Origin of the sequence: Dactylosporangium sp. NPDC050588 (genome assembly GCF_040654975.1) — a bacterium.
GTDB lineage: Bacteria > Actinomycetota > Actinomycetes > Mycobacteriales > Micromonosporaceae > Dactylosporangium > Dactylosporangium maewongense.
Genome location: NZ_JBFAJA010000021.1, coordinates 87,793 through 103,225 on the forward strand (window position 1 = coordinate 87,793; position 15,433 = coordinate 103,225).

Below are 15,433 nucleotides of genomic sequence, written 5' to 3' on the forward strand. Positions count from 1 at the left end.
GAACCTCATCCTGCGATGGCGCGCCGCGCCGACTCCAGGGAGACGACGTCCGCATACTTCGCGTCGAGGTCGAACAGGTTCGCGGAGTGCGGGCCGGGGGCCCGGTCGGCGCACGCCTCCCGCACCACCATGGGCCGGAAGCCCGCCTGCAGCGCGTCGACGGCGCTGGCCCGCACGCAGCCCGACGTCGAGTAGCCGCCGATGACGACGGTGTCGGCGCGGGCGGCGGTCAGCCACGCGGCGAGCGCGGTCCCGGCGAACGCGCTCGCGTAGTGCTTGCGGAGCACCAGCTCGCCGGGGAGCGGCGCCAGCTCCGGGGGCAGCGCCGCGAGCGGTGAGCCGTCGGCGAACACCCGCAGGCCCGGCACCTTGGCGGCGAAGAGCGGCGCCTCGGAGCAGGTCTCGTCGGCGAACCCGACGGCGGTGAACGCCACCGGCAGCCCGGCGGACCTGGCGGACGCCAGCAGCGACGCCATCGCGGTGAGGGCGTCGGCCGCGGTGGCGCAGTACAGCGGCGACGACGGCGACAGATAGGCGACGACCGGGTCGACGAGCAGCAGCGCCGGCCGCGCCCCCCAGCCCAGCCGGGCGGAGAACCCGGCCCCGACGTAGTCATCGTCCAGCGACATCAGATCACGCCGTCCGCGCGCAGCTTGTCGAGCTCGTCAGCGGACAGGCCGAGCAGTTCGCCGTACACGGCGGCGTTGTGCTCGCCGAGCGCCGGGCCGGCCCAGCGGATCGAGCCCGGGGTGTCCGACAGCCGGGGCGCCGGCGCCTGCATGGGCAGCGCGCCGAAGTCGGGGTGCGGGACGTCCACAATGGACTGGCGGGCCGCGAAGTGCGGGTCTTCGAGCATGTCGGCCGGTCGGTAGATCTTGCCCGCCGGTACACCGGCCGCATGCAGCAACGCGAGGGTCTCGTTCGCCGGCAGGGTGGCGGTCCAGGCCGCGATCAGGTCGTCGAGCTCCTGCTGGTTGGCGCCGCGCGCGCCGTGCGTCGCGTAGCGCGGGTCCAGCGCGAGGTCGGGGCGGCCCATCACCTCGCACAGGCGCACGAACACGGTGTCGCGGTTGCCGGCGATGAGGATGTCGACCCCGTCGGCGGTCGGGTAGGCGTTGCTGGGCGCCACGTTGGGCAGGATCGCGCCGGTGCGTTCGCGCTGGTACCCGGCGACGACCCACTCGGGCAGCAGCGACTCCATGTAGGTGAGCACGGCCTCGTAGATGGCGGAGTCGACGACCTGCCCGCGACCGGTCCGGGTCCGTGCGTGGACGGCCATGACCGCGCCGTAGGCGGCCATCGTGCCGGCGAGCGCGTCGCCGAGGGAGACCCCGACCCGGCTGGACGGGCGGTCGGGCTCGCCGGTGACGTGCCGGATGCCGCCCATCGCCTCGCCGATCGAGCCGAAGCCGGCGCGCGGCGCGTAGGGGCCGGTCTGGCCGTAGCCGGTGACGCGGACGAGGACGAGCCGCGGGTTGATCGCCGACAGCTCGGCGTAGCCGAGGCCCCAGCGCTCCAGGGTGCCGGGCCGGAAGTTCTCGACCAGCACGTCCGACGACGCGACCAGCCGCCGCACCAGGTCCTGCCCGCCGGCGGTGCGCAGGTTGCAGGTCACGGACTTCTTGTTGCGGGCCACGACCGGCCACCACAGCGACTGACCGTGCGGCTTCTCCCGGCCCCACTCGCGCATCGGGTCGCCCTTGCCGGGGTCTTCGAGCTTGATGACCTCGGCACCGAAGTCGCCGAGGAGCTGCCCGGCGAACGGGCCTGCGAGCAGCGTCCCGGTCTCCAGGACACGGATATCAGACAGCGGACCACCCATGGTTCGGCAGTGTACGGTTGGGAAACGTTGTTTCGCTAGAGGAACCGGGAGTGCGATGGTCATGGTGGAGATCGTCGAGGTCGGCCCGCGCGACGGCCTGCAGAACGAGAAGGTCCTGCTGCCCACCGAGGTGAAGGTCGACTACATCACGCGCGCCCTCGACGCCGGAATCCGCCGACTGGAGGCGGTCGCGTTCGTGCACCCCGGCCGCGTGCCGCAGATGGCCGACGCCGAGGCGGTGATGGCGGCGGTGCCGCGGCGGCCCGGCGTCACGTACATCGGCCTCGTGCTCAACCGGCGCGGGCTGGACCGGGCCCTGGCCGCCGGGGTGGACGAGGTCAACATGGTGGTGGTCGCCTCCGACGAGTTCTCCCGCCGCAACCAGGGCACCACCACGGCGGAGGCCCTCGACGTGTGGCACGAGGTCGCCGCCGCGGGGATCCCCGCCTCGCTGACCATCGCGGCCGCGTTCGGCTGCCCCTTCACCGGTGCCGTGCCGGTGGACCGCGTGCTCGGGATCGCGGCCTCGGCGCTCGAGAGCGGCCCGCGCGAGATCGCGATCGCCGACACGATCGGCGTCGGCGTGCCCACCCAGGTGCGGACCCTCGCGGCGGAGCTGGGGGCGCTCGGTGTGCCGTTGCGGGCACACTTCCACAACACCCGCAACACCGGCTACGCCAACGCCGTCGCCGCCCTGGAGGCCGGCATCACGACGCTGGACGCCAGCATCGGCGGGATCGGCGGCTGCCCGTTCGCGCCGCGGGCGACCGGCAACATCGCCACCGAGGACCTCACCTACCTGCTGCACGGCATGGGCGTCGGGACCGGGCTGGACCTGCCCGCGCTCGCCGGTGCGGGCACCTGGATCGCTTCGCGGCTCGGCATCCAGGCGCCGGCCATGCTCGGCCGGACCCTTGATTGAGAATGGAAACGGTGTTTCCATTACGCCGTGACTGGCGCTCAGCTGAACATCGCCAACGGCGTGCGGGAGTTCGCCCGCGCGACCCCGGGCACCGTCGCGGTGATCGACGGCGACCGCACGCTCACCTACGCCGCCCTCGACGACCGCGCGAGCCGCCTCGCCAACGCGCTCCTGGCCGTCGGTCTGCGACCGGGTGACCCCGTCGCGGTGCTGTCCGGCAACCGCCTCGAATACTGCGAGATCGCCGCCGGGCTGGCGAAGGCCGGCCTGCCGATGGTGCCGCTGAACCCGCGGCAGACCGCCGCCGACACCGCCTACATCGCCGGGCACTCCGGCGCGCGGGCGCTGATCCTGGACCCCGCGCTCGAGGACCGCGCGGTGGACGTCGGCTTCACGCTGCCGCTCGGCCCGTACTACGAGGCCGTGCTCGCCGGCGCCGCGGGGACCGACCCGTGGGTCCCGGTGGGCGAGCAGGACCCGTTCTGCATCGCGTACACCTCCGGGACCACCGGCGCGCCGAAGGGCGTGCTCATCAGTCACCGCTCGCGCTGCCTGACCTTTTACTGCACCGCCCTCGAATGGGGTCTCGGGCCGGGCCGGCGCACCGTCGCGGTCGCGCCGATGTATCACGGCGCCGGGTTCGCGTTCGCCTACGCGTCGGTCTTCACCGGCGGGACGGTGTCGATGCTGCGCTCGTGGGACCCGGGCGCGCTGCTGGCGATGGTGGAGCGCGACCGGCTGCAGTCGGTGTTCCTGGTGCCGACGCACGCCGTCGGGCTGCGCGAGCTCGGCCTGGCCGGGCACGACCTGCGCAGCCTCGACACGCTGTACTTCAACGCCGCCGCGCTGCCCGTCGCGCTCAAGGAGTGGGTCCTGTCCGCGTTCCCCGGCGCCGGCGTGCACGAGCTCTACGGCTCCACCGAGGCCGGCGTCATCACCAACCTGCGCCCCGCCGACGCGCGGCGCAAGGCCGGCTCCGTCGGGCACCCGTGGTTCATGACCGAGATCCGGGTCGTCGACGACGACGGCGTGCCGGTGCCCCGCGGCACTCCGGGGGAGCTGTTCAGCCGGTCGCCGTTCCTCATGAACGGCTACCTCGACAACCCGGCGGCGACCGCGGAGTGCACCACCGCGGACGGCTTCCTGACCAGCGGGGACGTCGTGGTCGTCGACGACGAGGGGTACGTCACCATCGTCGACCGCAAGAAGGACCTGATCATCACCGGTGGGGTGAACGTCTACCCGCGCGACGTCGAGGAGGCCCTGGCCGCGCACCCGTCGGTCGTGGAGGCCGCCGTCGTCGGCGAGCCCGACGACCGGTGGGGCGAGCGGGTCGTCGCGTACGTCGTGGTGCGGCCCGGGACCGAGCTGCGGCCCGACGCGCTGCGCGAGCACCTGCGGGGCCGGCTCGCCGGGCACAAGGTGCCGAAGGAGATCCGGCCGATCGCGGCGCTGCCCCGCAACGCGGCCGGCAAGGTGCTGAAACGAGAGCTGAGGAGCGCGGGTTGAGGGCACATGTCGAGCTGATCCACGAGGACGACTACATCTGGCACGCGGCCGAGCTGCCGTTCGGGGAGGGCAAGGCCGTCGAGCGCCGGCTGTCCACCGACGAGGAGGACGGCTCGTCGTCGCTGTCCCTGCAGTTCCCGGCCGACTGGGGACGGGGACCGGGCGTGCCGCACGCCGACACCGAGTTCTACGTCGTGTCGGGTTCGCTGGTGTACGGCGGGACCGAGGTCGGACCGGGCGGCTACGTCCAGGTCCCCAAGGGCGTGCCGATGGACTGGATCAAGATCCGCGAGGGCAGCCACGTGCTGCACTGGCGCGAGTACGGCGACGCCGGCTTCGACCCCGACGGCCCGCGCCGGGCCGACGGCGCGCCGTCGATCATCGACTCCAACGCGATGGAGTGGGTGGCGGCGCCGACCGTCGGCCCGCTCACGCCGCTCTACATCAAGCTGCTGCACCGCGACCCGGTGACGGGCTTCTACACCCGGCTGATCCGCGCGCCGAAGGGCTGGAGCGACCACCGCCTCGCCCACCACCCGTGCTACGAGGAGTTCTACACGCTCAGCGGCAAGATGGCCTACAACTTCGGCGACATCGACGAGGGCACCTACTGTTTCCGCCCCGCCGGCGTGAAGCACGGCCACTTCATCGCCGAGACCGAGATCGACTGGATCATCCGCTCCGACGGCGAGCTGATCAACTGGTACACCACGGACGAATGGGTCAAGTGGGGCGGCACCGCCGAGAACTACCACACCCACGAGGCCCCGGTCATCTCCACGCTCCCCGTCCGCTCCCGCTCCAGAGGCGCCTGGTCCGGCGACGGCATGTGACCCCGCCTCACCTCGGCACGGCCGCCGCCCTACTCGGGCCGGCGGCCTTGTCGTGCCCCCTGGCCGCCCTCGGGCGCGGATGCGCGGGGCGCGCCGGCCCTCGGGGCAGGGCCGGCGCGCGGTCGGTGCGGTTGGGGTCAGCGCCAGGCCTGGTGGGTGGTGACGTTGCCGGGGTTGCAGTCGTACTGGACGAGCTTGGCCAGGGCGAGGATGCTGCCGTCCTTGACCGTCAGGCACTTCCAGCTGTTGTGGTTGACGAAGTGGAAGTAGCCGGGCACGGTCAAGATGTCGATCTTGAACCACTGCTGGTTCAGGTCGCCGTGGCAGGTGTACTGCTGGACCGCCGCGTTGTTGGACTTGCTGCGGTCGCGGACGTCGAGGCACTTGCCGCTGTTGTAGTTGCGGATCAGGTAGAAGCCCTCGGTGCCGACCGGCTCCAGGTCGAACAGCTGGGCGGTGGAGCCGTTGCACGGCGACTGCTGCAGCTGCAGCTTGTTGGCTGTCCCCCAGTCGGGCACATCCATGCACTGGCCGCTGTGCGCCACGTCCCAGGAGCTCCAGACGGGAGCGGTGTCGGCGTGGGCGGCGGCGACCGGCGCGGCGGCCAGGCCGGCGCCGAGGACCAGAGCGAGCAGCATGCGGCGGGCAGACGTGAACATGATCGGTTCCTGTCGGTCGTGGCGCCGCCCGGGTTGGCGGCGCGCACCGAGAACCGTGCCGCCCGGCGCTGAAACGGCGCTGAAACCGCCGCGGTCGTTCAGGGGCAAACGACCATCTGTCCCGTCGTAGGACGGCCACGGGATGTTCACGCGGCGGCGGTCGCACCAGACACTGGTGATCGTCGATATTGGCGGCGGCGAAGCCACGCCGCCTTACCGTCTGATCGGAGCTGGAATGACCCGACCGTCCCGTTTGATCGCCGCGCTGCTGGCCGGGGTGCTCGCCGCCCTCGTCCTGGGCGCCCCGTCGCACGCGGCCCCGTCAGGGATCCCGTCCAAGGCGACCGCACAGAGCTGGCTCACCGCGCTGACCGTCGCCACCGAGGGCTCCAGCAGCGGGTACTCCCGCGACCTGTTCCCGCACTGGATCACCATCAGCGGCGCGTGCGACACCCGCGAGACCGTCCTCAAGCGCGACGGCACGTCCGTCGTCACCAACAGCTCGTGCGCGGCGACCTCGGGCCGCTGGTACTCCCCGTACGACGGCGCGACCTGGACCGCCGCGTCCGACGTCGACATCGACCACGTCGTGCCCCTCGCCGAGGCGTGGCGCTCCGGCGCGAGCTCCTGGACGACCGCGAAGCGGCAGAGCTTCGCCAACGACCTCACCCGCCCGCAGCTGATCGCCGTCACCGACAACGTGAACCAGTCCAAGGGTGACAAGGACCCGTCGACGTGGCAGCCGTCGCTGTCGTCGTACCGCTGCACGTACGCGAAGATGTGGATCGCGGTGAAGCACTACTGGGCGCTGAAGCTCCAGTCGTCGGAGAAGTCGGCGCTGCAGACGATGCTCAACACCTGCTCGTCCTGATCCGCGTGTGCCGGGGCGTTCGCGCGCCCCGGCACACGGCTCGCACGGTCCGCGGTCAGCCGGCGAGGGGGTGCCCGCCGTCGCCGTCGACCTTCACGTCCATCACGCCGTCCTCGTCGAGGTCGACCATGGTGACGTCGACCTGCCCGTCCCCGTCGCTGTCGAGCTGAAACAGGTCGGCCTTGCCGTTGCCGTCGGTGTCGATGGCGAGCACGTCCGCCACCCCGTCCTGGTTCGTGTCGACGGCGAGCAGCTCGTCGCGCTGGTCGCCCCGGGTCTCGACGGATTCGCTCATGGCAGTTCCCTCTCTGCAGGTGTGTCCGGACCACGCCCCCGAAGGACCGCCATGGTAGCCCCGGGTCGTGAACCTCGGGTGCCGCCCCGACCGGCTACTCGCGCTCGACCCGGCGCAGGCCGTGGGTCGGGGTCCACCACTCGACGACGAGCAGGGTGGCCTTCGGGTCGAGGTGGGTGTGGACGACCTCGGTGATGTCGGCGACGAAGCGGTCGCTGCCCTTCTCGCCCTCGGTGGCGGTGGCGCGGCCGGTGATCTTCGCCTCGCCGGGCCAGTCGGCCTCGGCGCCGTCGACGGGGTCGACGGTGGCGCTGTGCAGGGCGAAGCGCGGGTCGCGGCGCAGGTCGGCGCCCTTGCGCGCGCCGGGCATGGAGCCGAAGACCAGGTCGCCGTCGGCGAACTGCGCCTCGATGCCGGAGATCCTGGGGGAGCCGTCGGCGCGGAGCGTGGCGATCGTCTTGTGCTTGTGCGCGTCGAAGAGGGCCCGCACGCGGCCGGCGAACTCCGGCTCGGCCCGCTCGACGTCCTGCCAGGTGGTCATGGCAATCATGATGCCAGCAGGGCCCATGACAGACTGTGGCATGCACCTCCAGCACGGGCTTCTCGCCATAGCGGCGGTTCTCGCCATCGTCTCGGTCGCGAAAGTGGCGCCACGCGTCGGTGTGGCCGTGCCCATCGCGCTCGTCGTCGTCGGCATCGGGGTCAGCTACCTCCCGTTCGTGCCGAACGTCAACGTCGACCCGCACCTGATCCTGACCGTGGTCCTGCCGCCGATCCTGTACTCGGCGGCGGTCAACGTGCACGCCACCGACTTCCGGCGCAACGTGAAGGCGATCGGCGGGCTGTCGGTGCTGCTGGTCGTCATCTCCGCGCTCGCCGTCGGGCTCCTGCTGCACGCGCTCATCCCGGACCTCAGCCTGGCCGCCGCGATCGCGCTCGGCGCGGTCGTGAGCCCGCCGGACGCGGTCGCGGCGATCTCGATCGGCAAGCGGCTGGGCCTGCCGCCGCGGCTCGTCATCGTGCTGGAGGGCGAGGGGCTCATCAACGACGCGACCGCCCTGGTCCTGCTGCGGTCCGCGGTCGCCGCGACGGCCGGCGTCGTGTCGGCGTGGGACGTGCTCGGCGACTTCGCGTTCGCCGTCGCCGGCGGGCTCGTCATCGGGCTCGTCGCGGGCCTGCTCACCGTTTGGATCCGGGCGAAGCTCGCCGAGCCGGTGCTGACCACGGCGATCTCGTTCATCGTGCCGTTCCTCGCGTTCGTGCCCGCGGAGGAGATCCACGCGTCCGGCGTCCTCGCCGTCGTCGTCGCCGGGCTGGTGACCGGGCATCAGAGCGCGCGGCACTTCACCGCGCAGGACCGCATCAGCGAGCGCACCAACTGGCGCACCATCCAGCTGCTGCTCGACAACGGCGTGTTCCTGCTCATGGGGTACCAGATCGTCACCGTCGTCGGTGATGTGCACCACGGCGAGGACGACGTCGCCGTGACCGTCGGCATCGGCCTGGCCGTGACCGCCCTGCTGGTGCTGCTGCGGGTCATGTTCGTCGCGCCGCTGACCGCGATGCTGCGCCACGACCAGCGCCGCGCCCGCGCCCGCAAGGACCGCCTGCAGGGCATCCTGACGAGGCTGACGGAGCGGCAGCACGAGTCGCCGAAGTCGGCGCGGCGGGCCGGGTGGGTCGCGTCGCTGGTGCGCCGCCGGCAGGCCGACGACGCCTACCTGACCACGGAGGGCCTCGGCTGGCGGGGCGGCGCGGCGCTCGCCTGGGCCGGGATGCGGGGCGTCGTCACGCTCGCCGCGGCCCAGTCGCTGCCGCAGAGCGTCCCGCACCGCTCGCAGCTGATCCTCATCGCGTTCACCGTCGCGATCGTGACACTGCTCGGGCAGGGCGCGACGCTGCCGGTGTTCATCAAGCGGCTGCGCATCGCCGGCACGGACGCCGAGGCCGACCGGCGCGAGCTGGCCCGGCTGATCGGCGAGATCACCGCCGAGGGCGAGGACGTCCTGGACAACCCCGACCTGCGGCAGGCCGGCGGCGCGCCGTTCGACGACGAGGCGCTCGAGGCGGCCCGCCGGGAGAACGCCGCGATCGGCCAGGCCCTCACCCAGCCGCAGAATCCCGAGGAGAGCGACCTCGCGCACCAGCGCCGTGAGCTGCACCGGCTGCTGCTCGAGTCGGCGCAGGCCGTGCTCCTGGACGCGCGCGAGTCCGGCACGTACACCTCCCGCGCCCTCCAGCACGTCCAGCACATGCTCGACACCCAGGTCTCCAACCTGGACCCCGCCGAGGTGCACTGAAACGACGACAGGCCGCCCCGGAAGCGCGGGGCGGCCTTGTCGGGGCTGTGTCGGGGGAACGGTCAGTTGGACGCGACGCCCAGGCCGGCGCTGCCGGCCTCGGGGTTGCCGCCGCCGCCGATGTGGCCCTCGGTGAGCGAGGTGAACGCGGAGTCGAGCTGCTCGCGCAGGGAGTCCAGCGTGGAGAGCTCGGCCTGGTGCGAGGACTCGCTGCCCTCCGCGGCGAAGACGTGGTCCTGCTCGGCGGAGGAGTGGTCGTAGGAGGTGAAGTCCGACTCCTCGTAGTGCGCGCCGCTCGGGTCGGTGTAGGACACCTGGTGGCCCTGGTCGAACGAGGTCGACTCGGCGGCCGCGTGGTCCTGCTCGTACACGTTGAACCTCACAGGGCAAGGTCCTGCTCGCCGCGCTGCCCCCGGCGCGGCTCGACGAGGTCCTCGCCACGCCCAGCCGGTCGGGCATCGAGCCGTGGGTGCGGCACAGCCGCGCCACCCTCGACACCATGCTGCGCGAGGTCAACGCGCGCGGCTTCGCCGTGGCCGACAACGAGCTCGCCCCCGGCATCCGCTCCGTCGCCGTGCCGATCCGCGACGGCCGCGGCGAGGTCCGCGCGGCGATGAACGTGACGGTCAACTCCGCGGAGACCACCACCAAGACGCTGCTGGACCGGCACCTGCCGCACCTGCAGCGGGCGGCCGGCGCGATCAGCTCCGACTGGGCGCTGTGGCAGTCCCGGCCCCAGCTCGACCTGCCCGCCCGCACCTGAGCCGCGGGCCGGGGCTCAGCGGGCGACGCGGCGGAGGCACGCGACGAAGCCCTGGTCCATGCTGACGAGCTCCCAGCCACGGGTCTCCAGGTACTCCACGGCGGTCAGGACCTCGTCGAGCAGGGTGTTCTGGCCGGCGCTGGGGTTGACGGCGGCGCCGATCGCGGTCGAGAACGACATGGAGGGGCCGATGACGATGTACCGGAAGGGGTAGCCGTCCAGGACGGCGCGGCCGGTGGCGATGTCGTTGGCCCGGAAGACCCTGGACGGTCGTGGCGGTGGCGGTGGCTGCACCGCCGCATCATCACACGGCCGGCGGCGCGGCGCCCTCCGGCCGTGTGACGGTGCGGGTTCAGTAGGTCCAGACCTGGTTGGCCGCGCCGGTGCAGGTCCAGATCTGCAGGCGGGTGCCGTTGGCGGAGCTGGGACCGGCCGCGTCGAGGCACTTGCCGGAGCCGGCGTTGACCAGGGTCGACCCGGTGCGGGTCCAGCGCTGTGCCGCGGTGCCGTTGCAGTCGTACAGCTGGACCTTGGTGCCGTTGGCGGTGCCGGCGGCGGTCACGTCCATGCACTTGCCGAGGGCGCGCACGGTGCCGTCCGCCAGGCGGGCCCAGCTCTGGGCGGCGGTGCCGTTGCAGTCGTACAGCTGGACCGCGGTGCCGTTGGCGCTGCTCGCGCCGGCGACGTCGACGCACTTGCCGCCGTAGCCGTGGATCGGGCCGACGGAGCCGGGCGGCGTGGTGGTGGGCGGCGGGGTGGTGCTCCCGACCCAGGCGGTGGCGGCCGCGGCGCCGGTGGCGTCGATGGCGGTGTTGCTCTCCACGGGGCTCGGCACGCTGCTGGGGAAGACGATGAACGTGACCGGGCCGGCGGTGCCGCCGCTGGCGGGGTTCGGGTCGATGCCGAGCGCGACCGCCAGGGCGTAGGAGCCCTCGCCGATGATGTTGCTGGGGCCCTCGTCGGCGAAGACGGCGTAGGCGACCTTGCCGTTGTAGACGACCGCGGCGACGCTGCCGGCGCGGATGCCGTTGGCGGAGTACGTGAAGCGGCTGCTGGGCAGCGGCACGACGAAGTAGCGGGTCACGTCCGAGGTGAAGTACGCGCCGGTCGACGTGGTGAACGAGGTCTGCGCCTGGTACCAGGGGTCGGTCGAGGCGTTGCAGCGGGCGGTGGAGATGCCGTCGCAGTCGATGTCCATGTCGGCGGTCCAGAAGTACGCCGAGCCGTTCTTGCAGATCGCGACGGTCTCCGCGCCGCCGTCGTCGGTCGCGTAGCGGCCGTTGGAGACCTGGCTGCAGGTGGAGGTCTTGGCGAGCAGCTGGGCGGCGGTGGGTCCGGCGGCGAGCGCGGCGGACTGGGTGGTGAGGGCGTAGGCGGCGGTCGCGACCAGGGACAGCGCGACGGACGCGAGCGCCAGGATCGGTCTGCGCATGGCGGGCTCCAGACGACGTCAGGCGGGCGGGGACAACGGACAGGTAACCTGACTAACAGATTTCTGTCAATACGTTGCCCCCGCCCCCGGTCCTGTTCGTCGATCGCCTGGTAGGTCGTGGTCCAGAAGCCGTGGATGAGGTTCGTCGTCCTCAGGTCGACGGCGGGCCGGGACAGGATCCGCTCGCCGCGGTGCATGCCCTGGTCGAGCAGCATCCGGAAGTACGCGTGGTAGTCGTCGACGGTGGAGTTGAGGCCCCCGCCGCCGCCCGGGAACGCCGGCGGCCGGCTGTGGCGCCCGCCGTCGGCCGGGTCCCAGACGTGGAACTCGCCGGTCTGCGGGTCCGGGGCGTACAGGGGAGGCAGCCGGTCGAGATCGCCGGCGGGGACGTGGAAACCGGTGTCCTTCATGCCCAGCGGCTCGAAGACGCGCTCCCGCAGGAAGGCCTCGAACGGCCGGCCGGTCACCCTGGCCACGAGCACGCCGAGCAGGTCGCCGCTGATGTGGTACTGCCGGCGCTCGCCGGGCTGGTGCATCAGCGGCAGCGTGCCGAGGCCGCCTCGACGTGCGTCTCGTCGCCCCGCGCTGGCCCGGGCGGCGGAGTCGCCGTGCGTCGAAGCCTGATCCAGCGGCCGGGCGGCTCGCGCGCACGGGTGTGCCGCGGCGGCCCCGGCGGGCCGGACACCGACGACGACAAATGGCCTCTTGCCAGTCGGCCCGTCCTCGAATAATGATGTAGTCCTTCGGAAGTTCGCCTACATCTCTGCGTATTGTCGGTGTCGTGCCGCCGCCCCACCGCCCGGGCCGCGGCGATGACGCCGTGCGCCCGCGCGCCCGCAAGGCCGGCACCGACACCCCCTCCGAGCTGAGGAATCCCATGAGACGAAGCTTCACCGTCGCCCTGCTCACCGTGCTCACACTCGCGGCGGCGGCCACCCCCGCCGCCGCCCATTCCGCCACACAGCAGTGGAAGTCCCTCGCCTACACGGCCGCGCCGGCCGACAACCCGCTCAAGGGGTTCATGCCGTTCGCCGGCGACTACGAGACGTTCCCGCACAGCATGGAGTGGTTCTACCTGCCGTTGCGCGACGTCATGACCGGACCGGAGCAGTTCCGCTGGGGCGCCTTCGAGCGGCAGCTCGACGCCGTCGCCGGCCGGGGCCACCAGGCCGTGTTCCGGTTCTACCTCGACTACCCGGGCAAGCCGACCGGCATCCCGCAGTACCTGCTCGACGCGGGGCTCGTCACCCGCCCGTACCAGGACTTCGGCAACAACGGCGTCAGCGTCGCGCCCGACTACAGCGACCCGCGGCTCGTCACGGCGCTGGAGAACTTCGTCACCGCGCTCGGCCGCCGGTACGACGGCGACCCCCGCATCGGGTACATCACCCTGGGCCTCATCGGTTTCTGGGGCGAGTGGCACACCTGGCCCTACGACGGCTGGACCCAACCCGAGAACTGGATGCCGGGCACCGACGTGCTGACCCGCATCCTCGGCCGGTACGAGGCGGCCTTCGACAAGACGTTCCTGCTGGCCCGCTACCCCAGCCCGGAGAACAGGCCGCTGAACGTCGGCTACCACGACGACTCGTTCGCGTTCGAGACGCTGCCGCCCACGTCGTGGCACTTCGTGCAGCGCCTCATCGACAACGGTGTCACCGACAAGTGGCGCACCCAGCCCGTCGGCGGCGAGCTGCGTCCGGAGATCCAGTCCTGCCTGTGGGACGAGCCCGTCTCCTGCCCGCAGTACGAGAACTACGCCGAGTCCGTCGCGCAGACCCATGCGTCGTGGCTGATCAATCACGCGGCGTTCACCGGCGGCGGGTTCACCGGCGACAAGTACCAGCGGGCCCTCGCCGGCGCGCGGTCCCTCGGCTACGAGCTGACCGTCACCGGGGCGGCACTGGCCCGCGACCGTGTCACCGTCCGCGTCGAGAACCGCGGTGTCGCACCGTTCTACGCCGACTGGCGGGCCGAGCTGGCCATTGTGGACAGTCGCGGGCGCGTCGAGCGTCGCTGGCACACCGGATGGAGCATGGCCGGCATCCAGCCGGGTCAGGCCGCGACGACGCTGTCCGCGCGCATCGACACCCGCGGCCTGCGCCCCGGCCGCCACACCGTCGTCATGCGGGTGGACAACCCGCTCCGCAACGGGATCCCGCTGCGGTTCGCCAACACCGCACAGAACACCAGCACCGGCTGGCTCACGCTCGGCACCCTCTGACCGCTGAAAGGGAGCACCGCCCATGCGATCCCTGCGTATCCTGGCCGCCGCGGCGACCCTGGTCCTGTCCCTGCTGCCCGCTTCCGCCGCGACCGCGGCACCGGCCGGGCCACCACCCCGGCCCGCCGCCGGGCCCGTGGCCGACACCAGCCTCACCACCCACACGTACACCTACGCCGACGCCCCGCTCGGGCAGCCGCTGAAAGGCTTCGCCCCCTACCTGTTCCCCGGCGACAACCTGTCCACGAAGTACCCCGGCGGCCTCGTCTGGAGCTACTTCGCCCTCAACGAGGTCATGAAGGACCCGGCCAGCTGCGCCGTGTTCGACTGGAGCGTGTTCGAGAAGGCCCTCGACGAGGCCGCCGTCTGGGGCCGCCAGGTCGCGTTCCGCTTCTACGTCGAATACCCCGGCGGCAGCGGCACCCACCCGGGCAACGGCATCCCGCCGTGCCTGAACGGCAAGATGGCCCTGCGCACCAACGGCTTCTGGGGCACCGTCAGCCCCGACTACGACGACCCCGACGTCATCGCCGCGCTCACCAGCTTCATCAACGCGTTCGCCCAGCGCTACGACCGGGCCGGGCCGGGCGGCACCGCCGACCCGCGCATCGGGTTCATGTCGCTCGGCCTCGTCGGGCTGTGGGGCGAGTGGCACACCTGGCCCTACGACCGGGACGCCGCCGACGGCTACCCGGACCTGATGCCGACCGACGCGACGATCCGCACCATCATCGGCGCGTACGACGCGGCGTTCAGCAACATCCAGCTGGAGGTCCGCTACCCCCTCGCCGGCACGGAGACCGCGAACATCGGCTTCCACGACGACTCGTGGCCATACAAGGAATGGCGCGGCGGGCAGCTCAAGGGCATGACCCTGCCGATTTCGATGAACGGCTGGGACGACGCGTTCCTGCAGCTGCAGCTCAACACCGGCACCGAGAACCGGTGGACCACCCAGTCGATCGGCGGCGAGGCCCGGCCCGAGATCCAGGGCAGCCTCTACACCGACTGGCCCAACGGGTCGAACCAGGTCGACGACGTCCTCGCCGCGACCGAGCTCACCCACATCACCTGGATGATCAACCAGACCGGCGCCGGCGGGTACAGCACCAGCGACCCGAAGGTCGCCGCGGGTGTCCGCAAGATGGGCTACAACCTGCACATCCCGCAGGCCAACTTCAACGCCACCGCGGCCGGCACGTTCAAGGTCGGCGTCACGATGCAGAACACCGGCGTCGCGCCGTTCTACTACCCGTGGACGACCGTCATCGGGCTGCGCGACGCCGCCGGCACCATCGTGAAGACCTGGGACACGAGCTGGGACCTGCGGCAGGTGCAGCCGCTGACGATCCGGGCGTTCCCGGACTGGAACGCCGGCGCCGGCTACCTCGACTACGGCCGGCCGGTGAACTTCTCCACCACGCTCAGCACCGCCGGGGTACCGGCCGGGTCGTACAGCCTGGTGCTGAAGGTCCGCAACCCGCTGGAGACGGTCACGCCGGCCGTGCTGCGGGCCCGCCCCGCCGCCAGCCGCCTCACCGACTGGGTCATCGACCAGTGGCGGCCCGCGCTGCCGCTGTCCTTCGCCAACGCCAACCAGGGCACCGACGGGTGGGTGAACCTCGGCGCCGTCTCCACGTCCGGCACCTGCACCGGTGACTGTGTCGCGCCGTCGGTACCGGCGGGGCTGGCGGTCACGGGCGTGACCTCGTCGAGCGTGGGACTGTCCTGGGCAGGTGGACCGGCGGCAACTGCTTCCTCGACGGCGGCGGCTCCGGCGTCGTCACCGGCGGGGCGCTGAGC

At 72.1% G+C, this 15,433-nt stretch carries 16 protein-coding genes and 1 pseudogene; 8 read left to right on the forward strand and 9 right to left on the reverse strand.

All coding sequences use genetic code 11. The annotated features are described in order from the left end of the window. Window positions 1–5: 5 nt before the first annotated feature. Window positions 6–629 (reverse strand): isochorismatase family protein, encoded by a 624-nt coding sequence (locus AB0I21_RS16795; protein ID WP_360561981.1) that lies wholly within the window; start codon window positions 627–629, stop codon window positions 6–8. Next, the gene (locus AB0I21_RS16800; RefSeq protein WP_360561982.1) at window positions 629–1,822 is read right to left on the reverse strand and encodes a CoA transferase; all 1,194 of its coding nucleotides are present in this window, start codon (window positions 1,820–1,822) and stop codon (window positions 629–631) included. Before AB0I21_RS16800 ends, AB0I21_RS16795 begins: the two co-directional genes overlap by 1 nt. A 55-nt stretch (window positions 1,823–1,877) precedes the next feature. Between AB0I21_RS16800 and AB0I21_RS16805 the strand changes: the two genes are divergently transcribed. The 3 genes from AB0I21_RS16805 to AB0I21_RS16815 are packed head-to-tail and all read left to right on the forward strand — an operon-like array spanning window position 1,878 to window position 5,086. Then, the gene (locus AB0I21_RS16805; RefSeq protein WP_360561984.1) at window positions 1,878–2,744 is read left to right on the forward strand and encodes a hydroxymethylglutaryl-CoA lyase; all 867 of its coding nucleotides are present in this window, start codon (window positions 1,878–1,880) and stop codon (window positions 2,742–2,744) included. Window positions 2,745–2,771: 27 nt separating this feature from the next. Further along, window positions 2,772–4,253 (forward strand): AMP-binding protein, encoded by a 1,482-nt coding sequence (locus tag AB0I21_RS16810; RefSeq protein WP_360561986.1) that lies wholly within the window; start codon window positions 2,772–2,774, stop codon window positions 4,251–4,253. Next, window positions 4,250–5,086, forward strand: a complete 837-nt coding sequence (locus tag AB0I21_RS16815) for a DUF4437 domain-containing protein (protein WP_360561988.1) — start codon at window positions 4,250–4,252, stop codon at window positions 5,084–5,086. Before AB0I21_RS16810 ends, AB0I21_RS16815 begins: the two co-directional genes overlap by 4 nt. A gap of 137 nt (window positions 5,087–5,223) precedes the next feature. Here AB0I21_RS16815 and AB0I21_RS16820 read toward each other — a convergent pair whose 3' ends face one another. Then, window positions 5,224–5,745, reverse strand: a complete 522-nt coding sequence (locus tag AB0I21_RS16820; RefSeq protein ID WP_360561989.1) for an RICIN domain-containing protein — start codon at window positions 5,743–5,745, stop codon at window positions 5,224–5,226. Window positions 5,746–5,980: 235 nt separating this feature from the next. Here AB0I21_RS16820 and AB0I21_RS16825 point away from each other — a divergent pair, with 235 nt between their 5' ends. Next, window positions 5,981–6,616 carry an HNH endonuclease family protein gene (locus tag AB0I21_RS16825; RefSeq protein ID WP_360561991.1) on the forward strand — a complete coding sequence of 212 codons (636 nt, stop codon included), beginning with the start codon at window positions 5,981–5,983 and terminating at the stop codon, window positions 6,614–6,616. Between the two features lie 55 nt (window positions 6,617–6,671). Here AB0I21_RS16825 and AB0I21_RS16830 read toward each other — a convergent pair whose 3' ends face one another. Further along, window positions 6,672–6,911, reverse strand: coding sequence for a hypothetical protein (locus AB0I21_RS16830; RefSeq protein ID WP_360561992.1), 240 nt, complete (start codon window positions 6,909–6,911; stop codon window positions 6,672–6,674). Window positions 6,912–7,005: 94 nt separating this feature from the next. Next, on the reverse strand, window positions 7,006–7,452 hold the full coding sequence (locus AB0I21_RS16835) for a pyridoxamine 5'-phosphate oxidase family protein (RefSeq protein ID WP_360561994.1): 447 nt from the start codon (window positions 7,450–7,452) through the stop codon (window positions 7,006–7,008). A gap of 40 nt (window positions 7,453–7,492) precedes the next feature. On the opposite strand from AB0I21_RS16835, the gene AB0I21_RS16840 reads away from it, so the two are divergent. Continuing rightward, window positions 7,493–9,211, forward strand: a complete 1,719-nt coding sequence (locus AB0I21_RS16840) for a sodium:proton antiporter (protein ID WP_360561996.1) — start codon at window positions 7,493–7,495, stop codon at window positions 9,209–9,211. A 62-nt stretch (window positions 9,212–9,273) separates the two neighbouring features. Here AB0I21_RS16840 and AB0I21_RS16845 read toward each other — a convergent pair whose 3' ends face one another. Next, window positions 9,274–9,594, reverse strand: coding sequence for a hypothetical protein (locus AB0I21_RS16845; RefSeq protein WP_360561998.1), 321 nt, complete (start codon window positions 9,592–9,594; stop codon window positions 9,274–9,276). 23 nt (window positions 9,595–9,617) lie between these two features. Between AB0I21_RS16845 and AB0I21_RS16850 the strand changes: the two genes are divergently transcribed. Continuing rightward, on the forward strand, window positions 9,618–9,974 hold the full coding sequence (locus tag AB0I21_RS16850) for an IclR family transcriptional regulator C-terminal domain-containing protein (RefSeq protein ID WP_360562066.1): 357 nt from the start codon (window positions 9,618–9,620) through the stop codon (window positions 9,972–9,974). A gap of 15 nt (window positions 9,975–9,989) precedes the next feature. Here the strand turns inward: AB0I21_RS16850 and AB0I21_RS16855 are convergent, their stop codons facing one another. From AB0I21_RS16855 to AB0I21_RS16865, 3 genes and pseudogenes are all read right to left on the reverse strand, one after another. Beyond that, window positions 9,990–10,268 carry a hypothetical protein gene (locus AB0I21_RS16855; protein ID WP_360562000.1) on the reverse strand — a complete coding sequence of 93 codons (279 nt, stop codon included), beginning with the start codon at window positions 10,266–10,268 and terminating at the stop codon, window positions 9,990–9,992. Window positions 10,269–10,326: 58 nt separating this feature from the next. After that, window positions 10,327–11,406 carry a ricin-type beta-trefoil lectin domain protein gene (locus AB0I21_RS16860; RefSeq protein ID WP_360562002.1) on the reverse strand — a complete coding sequence of 360 codons (1,080 nt, stop codon included), beginning with the start codon at window positions 11,404–11,406 and terminating at the stop codon, window positions 10,327–10,329. Window positions 11,407–11,630: 224 nt separating this feature from the next. Then, a pseudogene (locus AB0I21_RS16865) lies at window positions 11,631–11,942 on the reverse strand (serine hydrolase domain-containing protein); the annotation flags it as partial. A gap of 341 nt (window positions 11,943–12,283) precedes the next feature. Here AB0I21_RS16865 and AB0I21_RS16870 point away from each other — a divergent pair. Further along, window positions 12,284–13,630, forward strand: a complete 1,347-nt coding sequence (locus AB0I21_RS16870; protein WP_360562004.1) for a DUF4832 domain-containing protein — start codon at window positions 12,284–12,286, stop codon at window positions 13,628–13,630. 22 nt (window positions 13,631–13,652) lie between these two features. Next, window positions 13,653–15,431: a DUF4832 domain-containing protein gene (locus AB0I21_RS16875; protein ID WP_360562006.1), complete on the forward strand. Its 1,779-nt coding sequence runs from the start codon at window positions 13,653–13,655 to the stop codon at window positions 15,429–15,431. Window positions 15,432–15,433 lie beyond the last annotated feature (2 nt).

Bases quoted from the DNA above. Each gene is read 5' to 3' on its own strand.
- AB0I21_RS16870 (WP_360562004.1), top strand. From the start codon at position 12,284: ATGAGACGAAGCTTCACCGTCGCCCTGCTCACCGTGCTCACACTCGCG.
- AB0I21_RS16835 (WP_360561994.1), bottom strand. From the start codon at position 7,452: ATGACCACCTGGCAGGACGTCGAGCGGGCCGAGCCGGAGTTCGCCGGC.
- AB0I21_RS16800 (WP_360561982.1), bottom strand. From the start codon at position 1,822: ATGGGTGGTCCGCTGTCTGATATCCGTGTCCTGGAGACCGGGACGCTG.
- AB0I21_RS16825 (WP_360561991.1), top strand. From the start codon at position 5,981: ATGACCCGACCGTCCCGTTTGATCGCCGCGCTGCTGGCCGGGGTGCTC.
- AB0I21_RS16830 (WP_360561992.1), bottom strand. From the start codon at position 6,911: ATGAGCGAATCCGTCGAGACCCGGGGCGACCAGCGCGACGAGCTGCTC.
- AB0I21_RS16820 (WP_360561989.1), bottom strand. From the start codon at position 5,745: ATGTTCACGTCTGCCCGCCGCATGCTGCTCGCTCTGGTCCTCGGCGCC.
- AB0I21_RS16795 (WP_360561981.1), bottom strand. From the start codon at position 629: ATGTCGCTGGACGATGACTACGTCGGGGCCGGGTTCTCCGCCCGGCTG.
- AB0I21_RS16840 (WP_360561996.1), top strand. From the start codon at position 7,493: ATGCACCTCCAGCACGGGCTTCTCGCCATAGCGGCGGTTCTCGCCATC.
- AB0I21_RS16805 (WP_360561984.1), top strand. From the start codon at position 1,878: ATGGTCATGGTGGAGATCGTCGAGGTCGGCCCGCGCGACGGCCTGCAG.
- AB0I21_RS16875 (WP_360562006.1), top strand. From the start codon at position 13,653: ATGCGATCCCTGCGTATCCTGGCCGCCGCGGCGACCCTGGTCCTGTCC.
- AB0I21_RS16860 (WP_360562002.1), bottom strand. From the start codon at position 11,406: ATGCGCAGACCGATCCTGGCGCTCGCGTCCGTCGCGCTGTCCCTGGTC.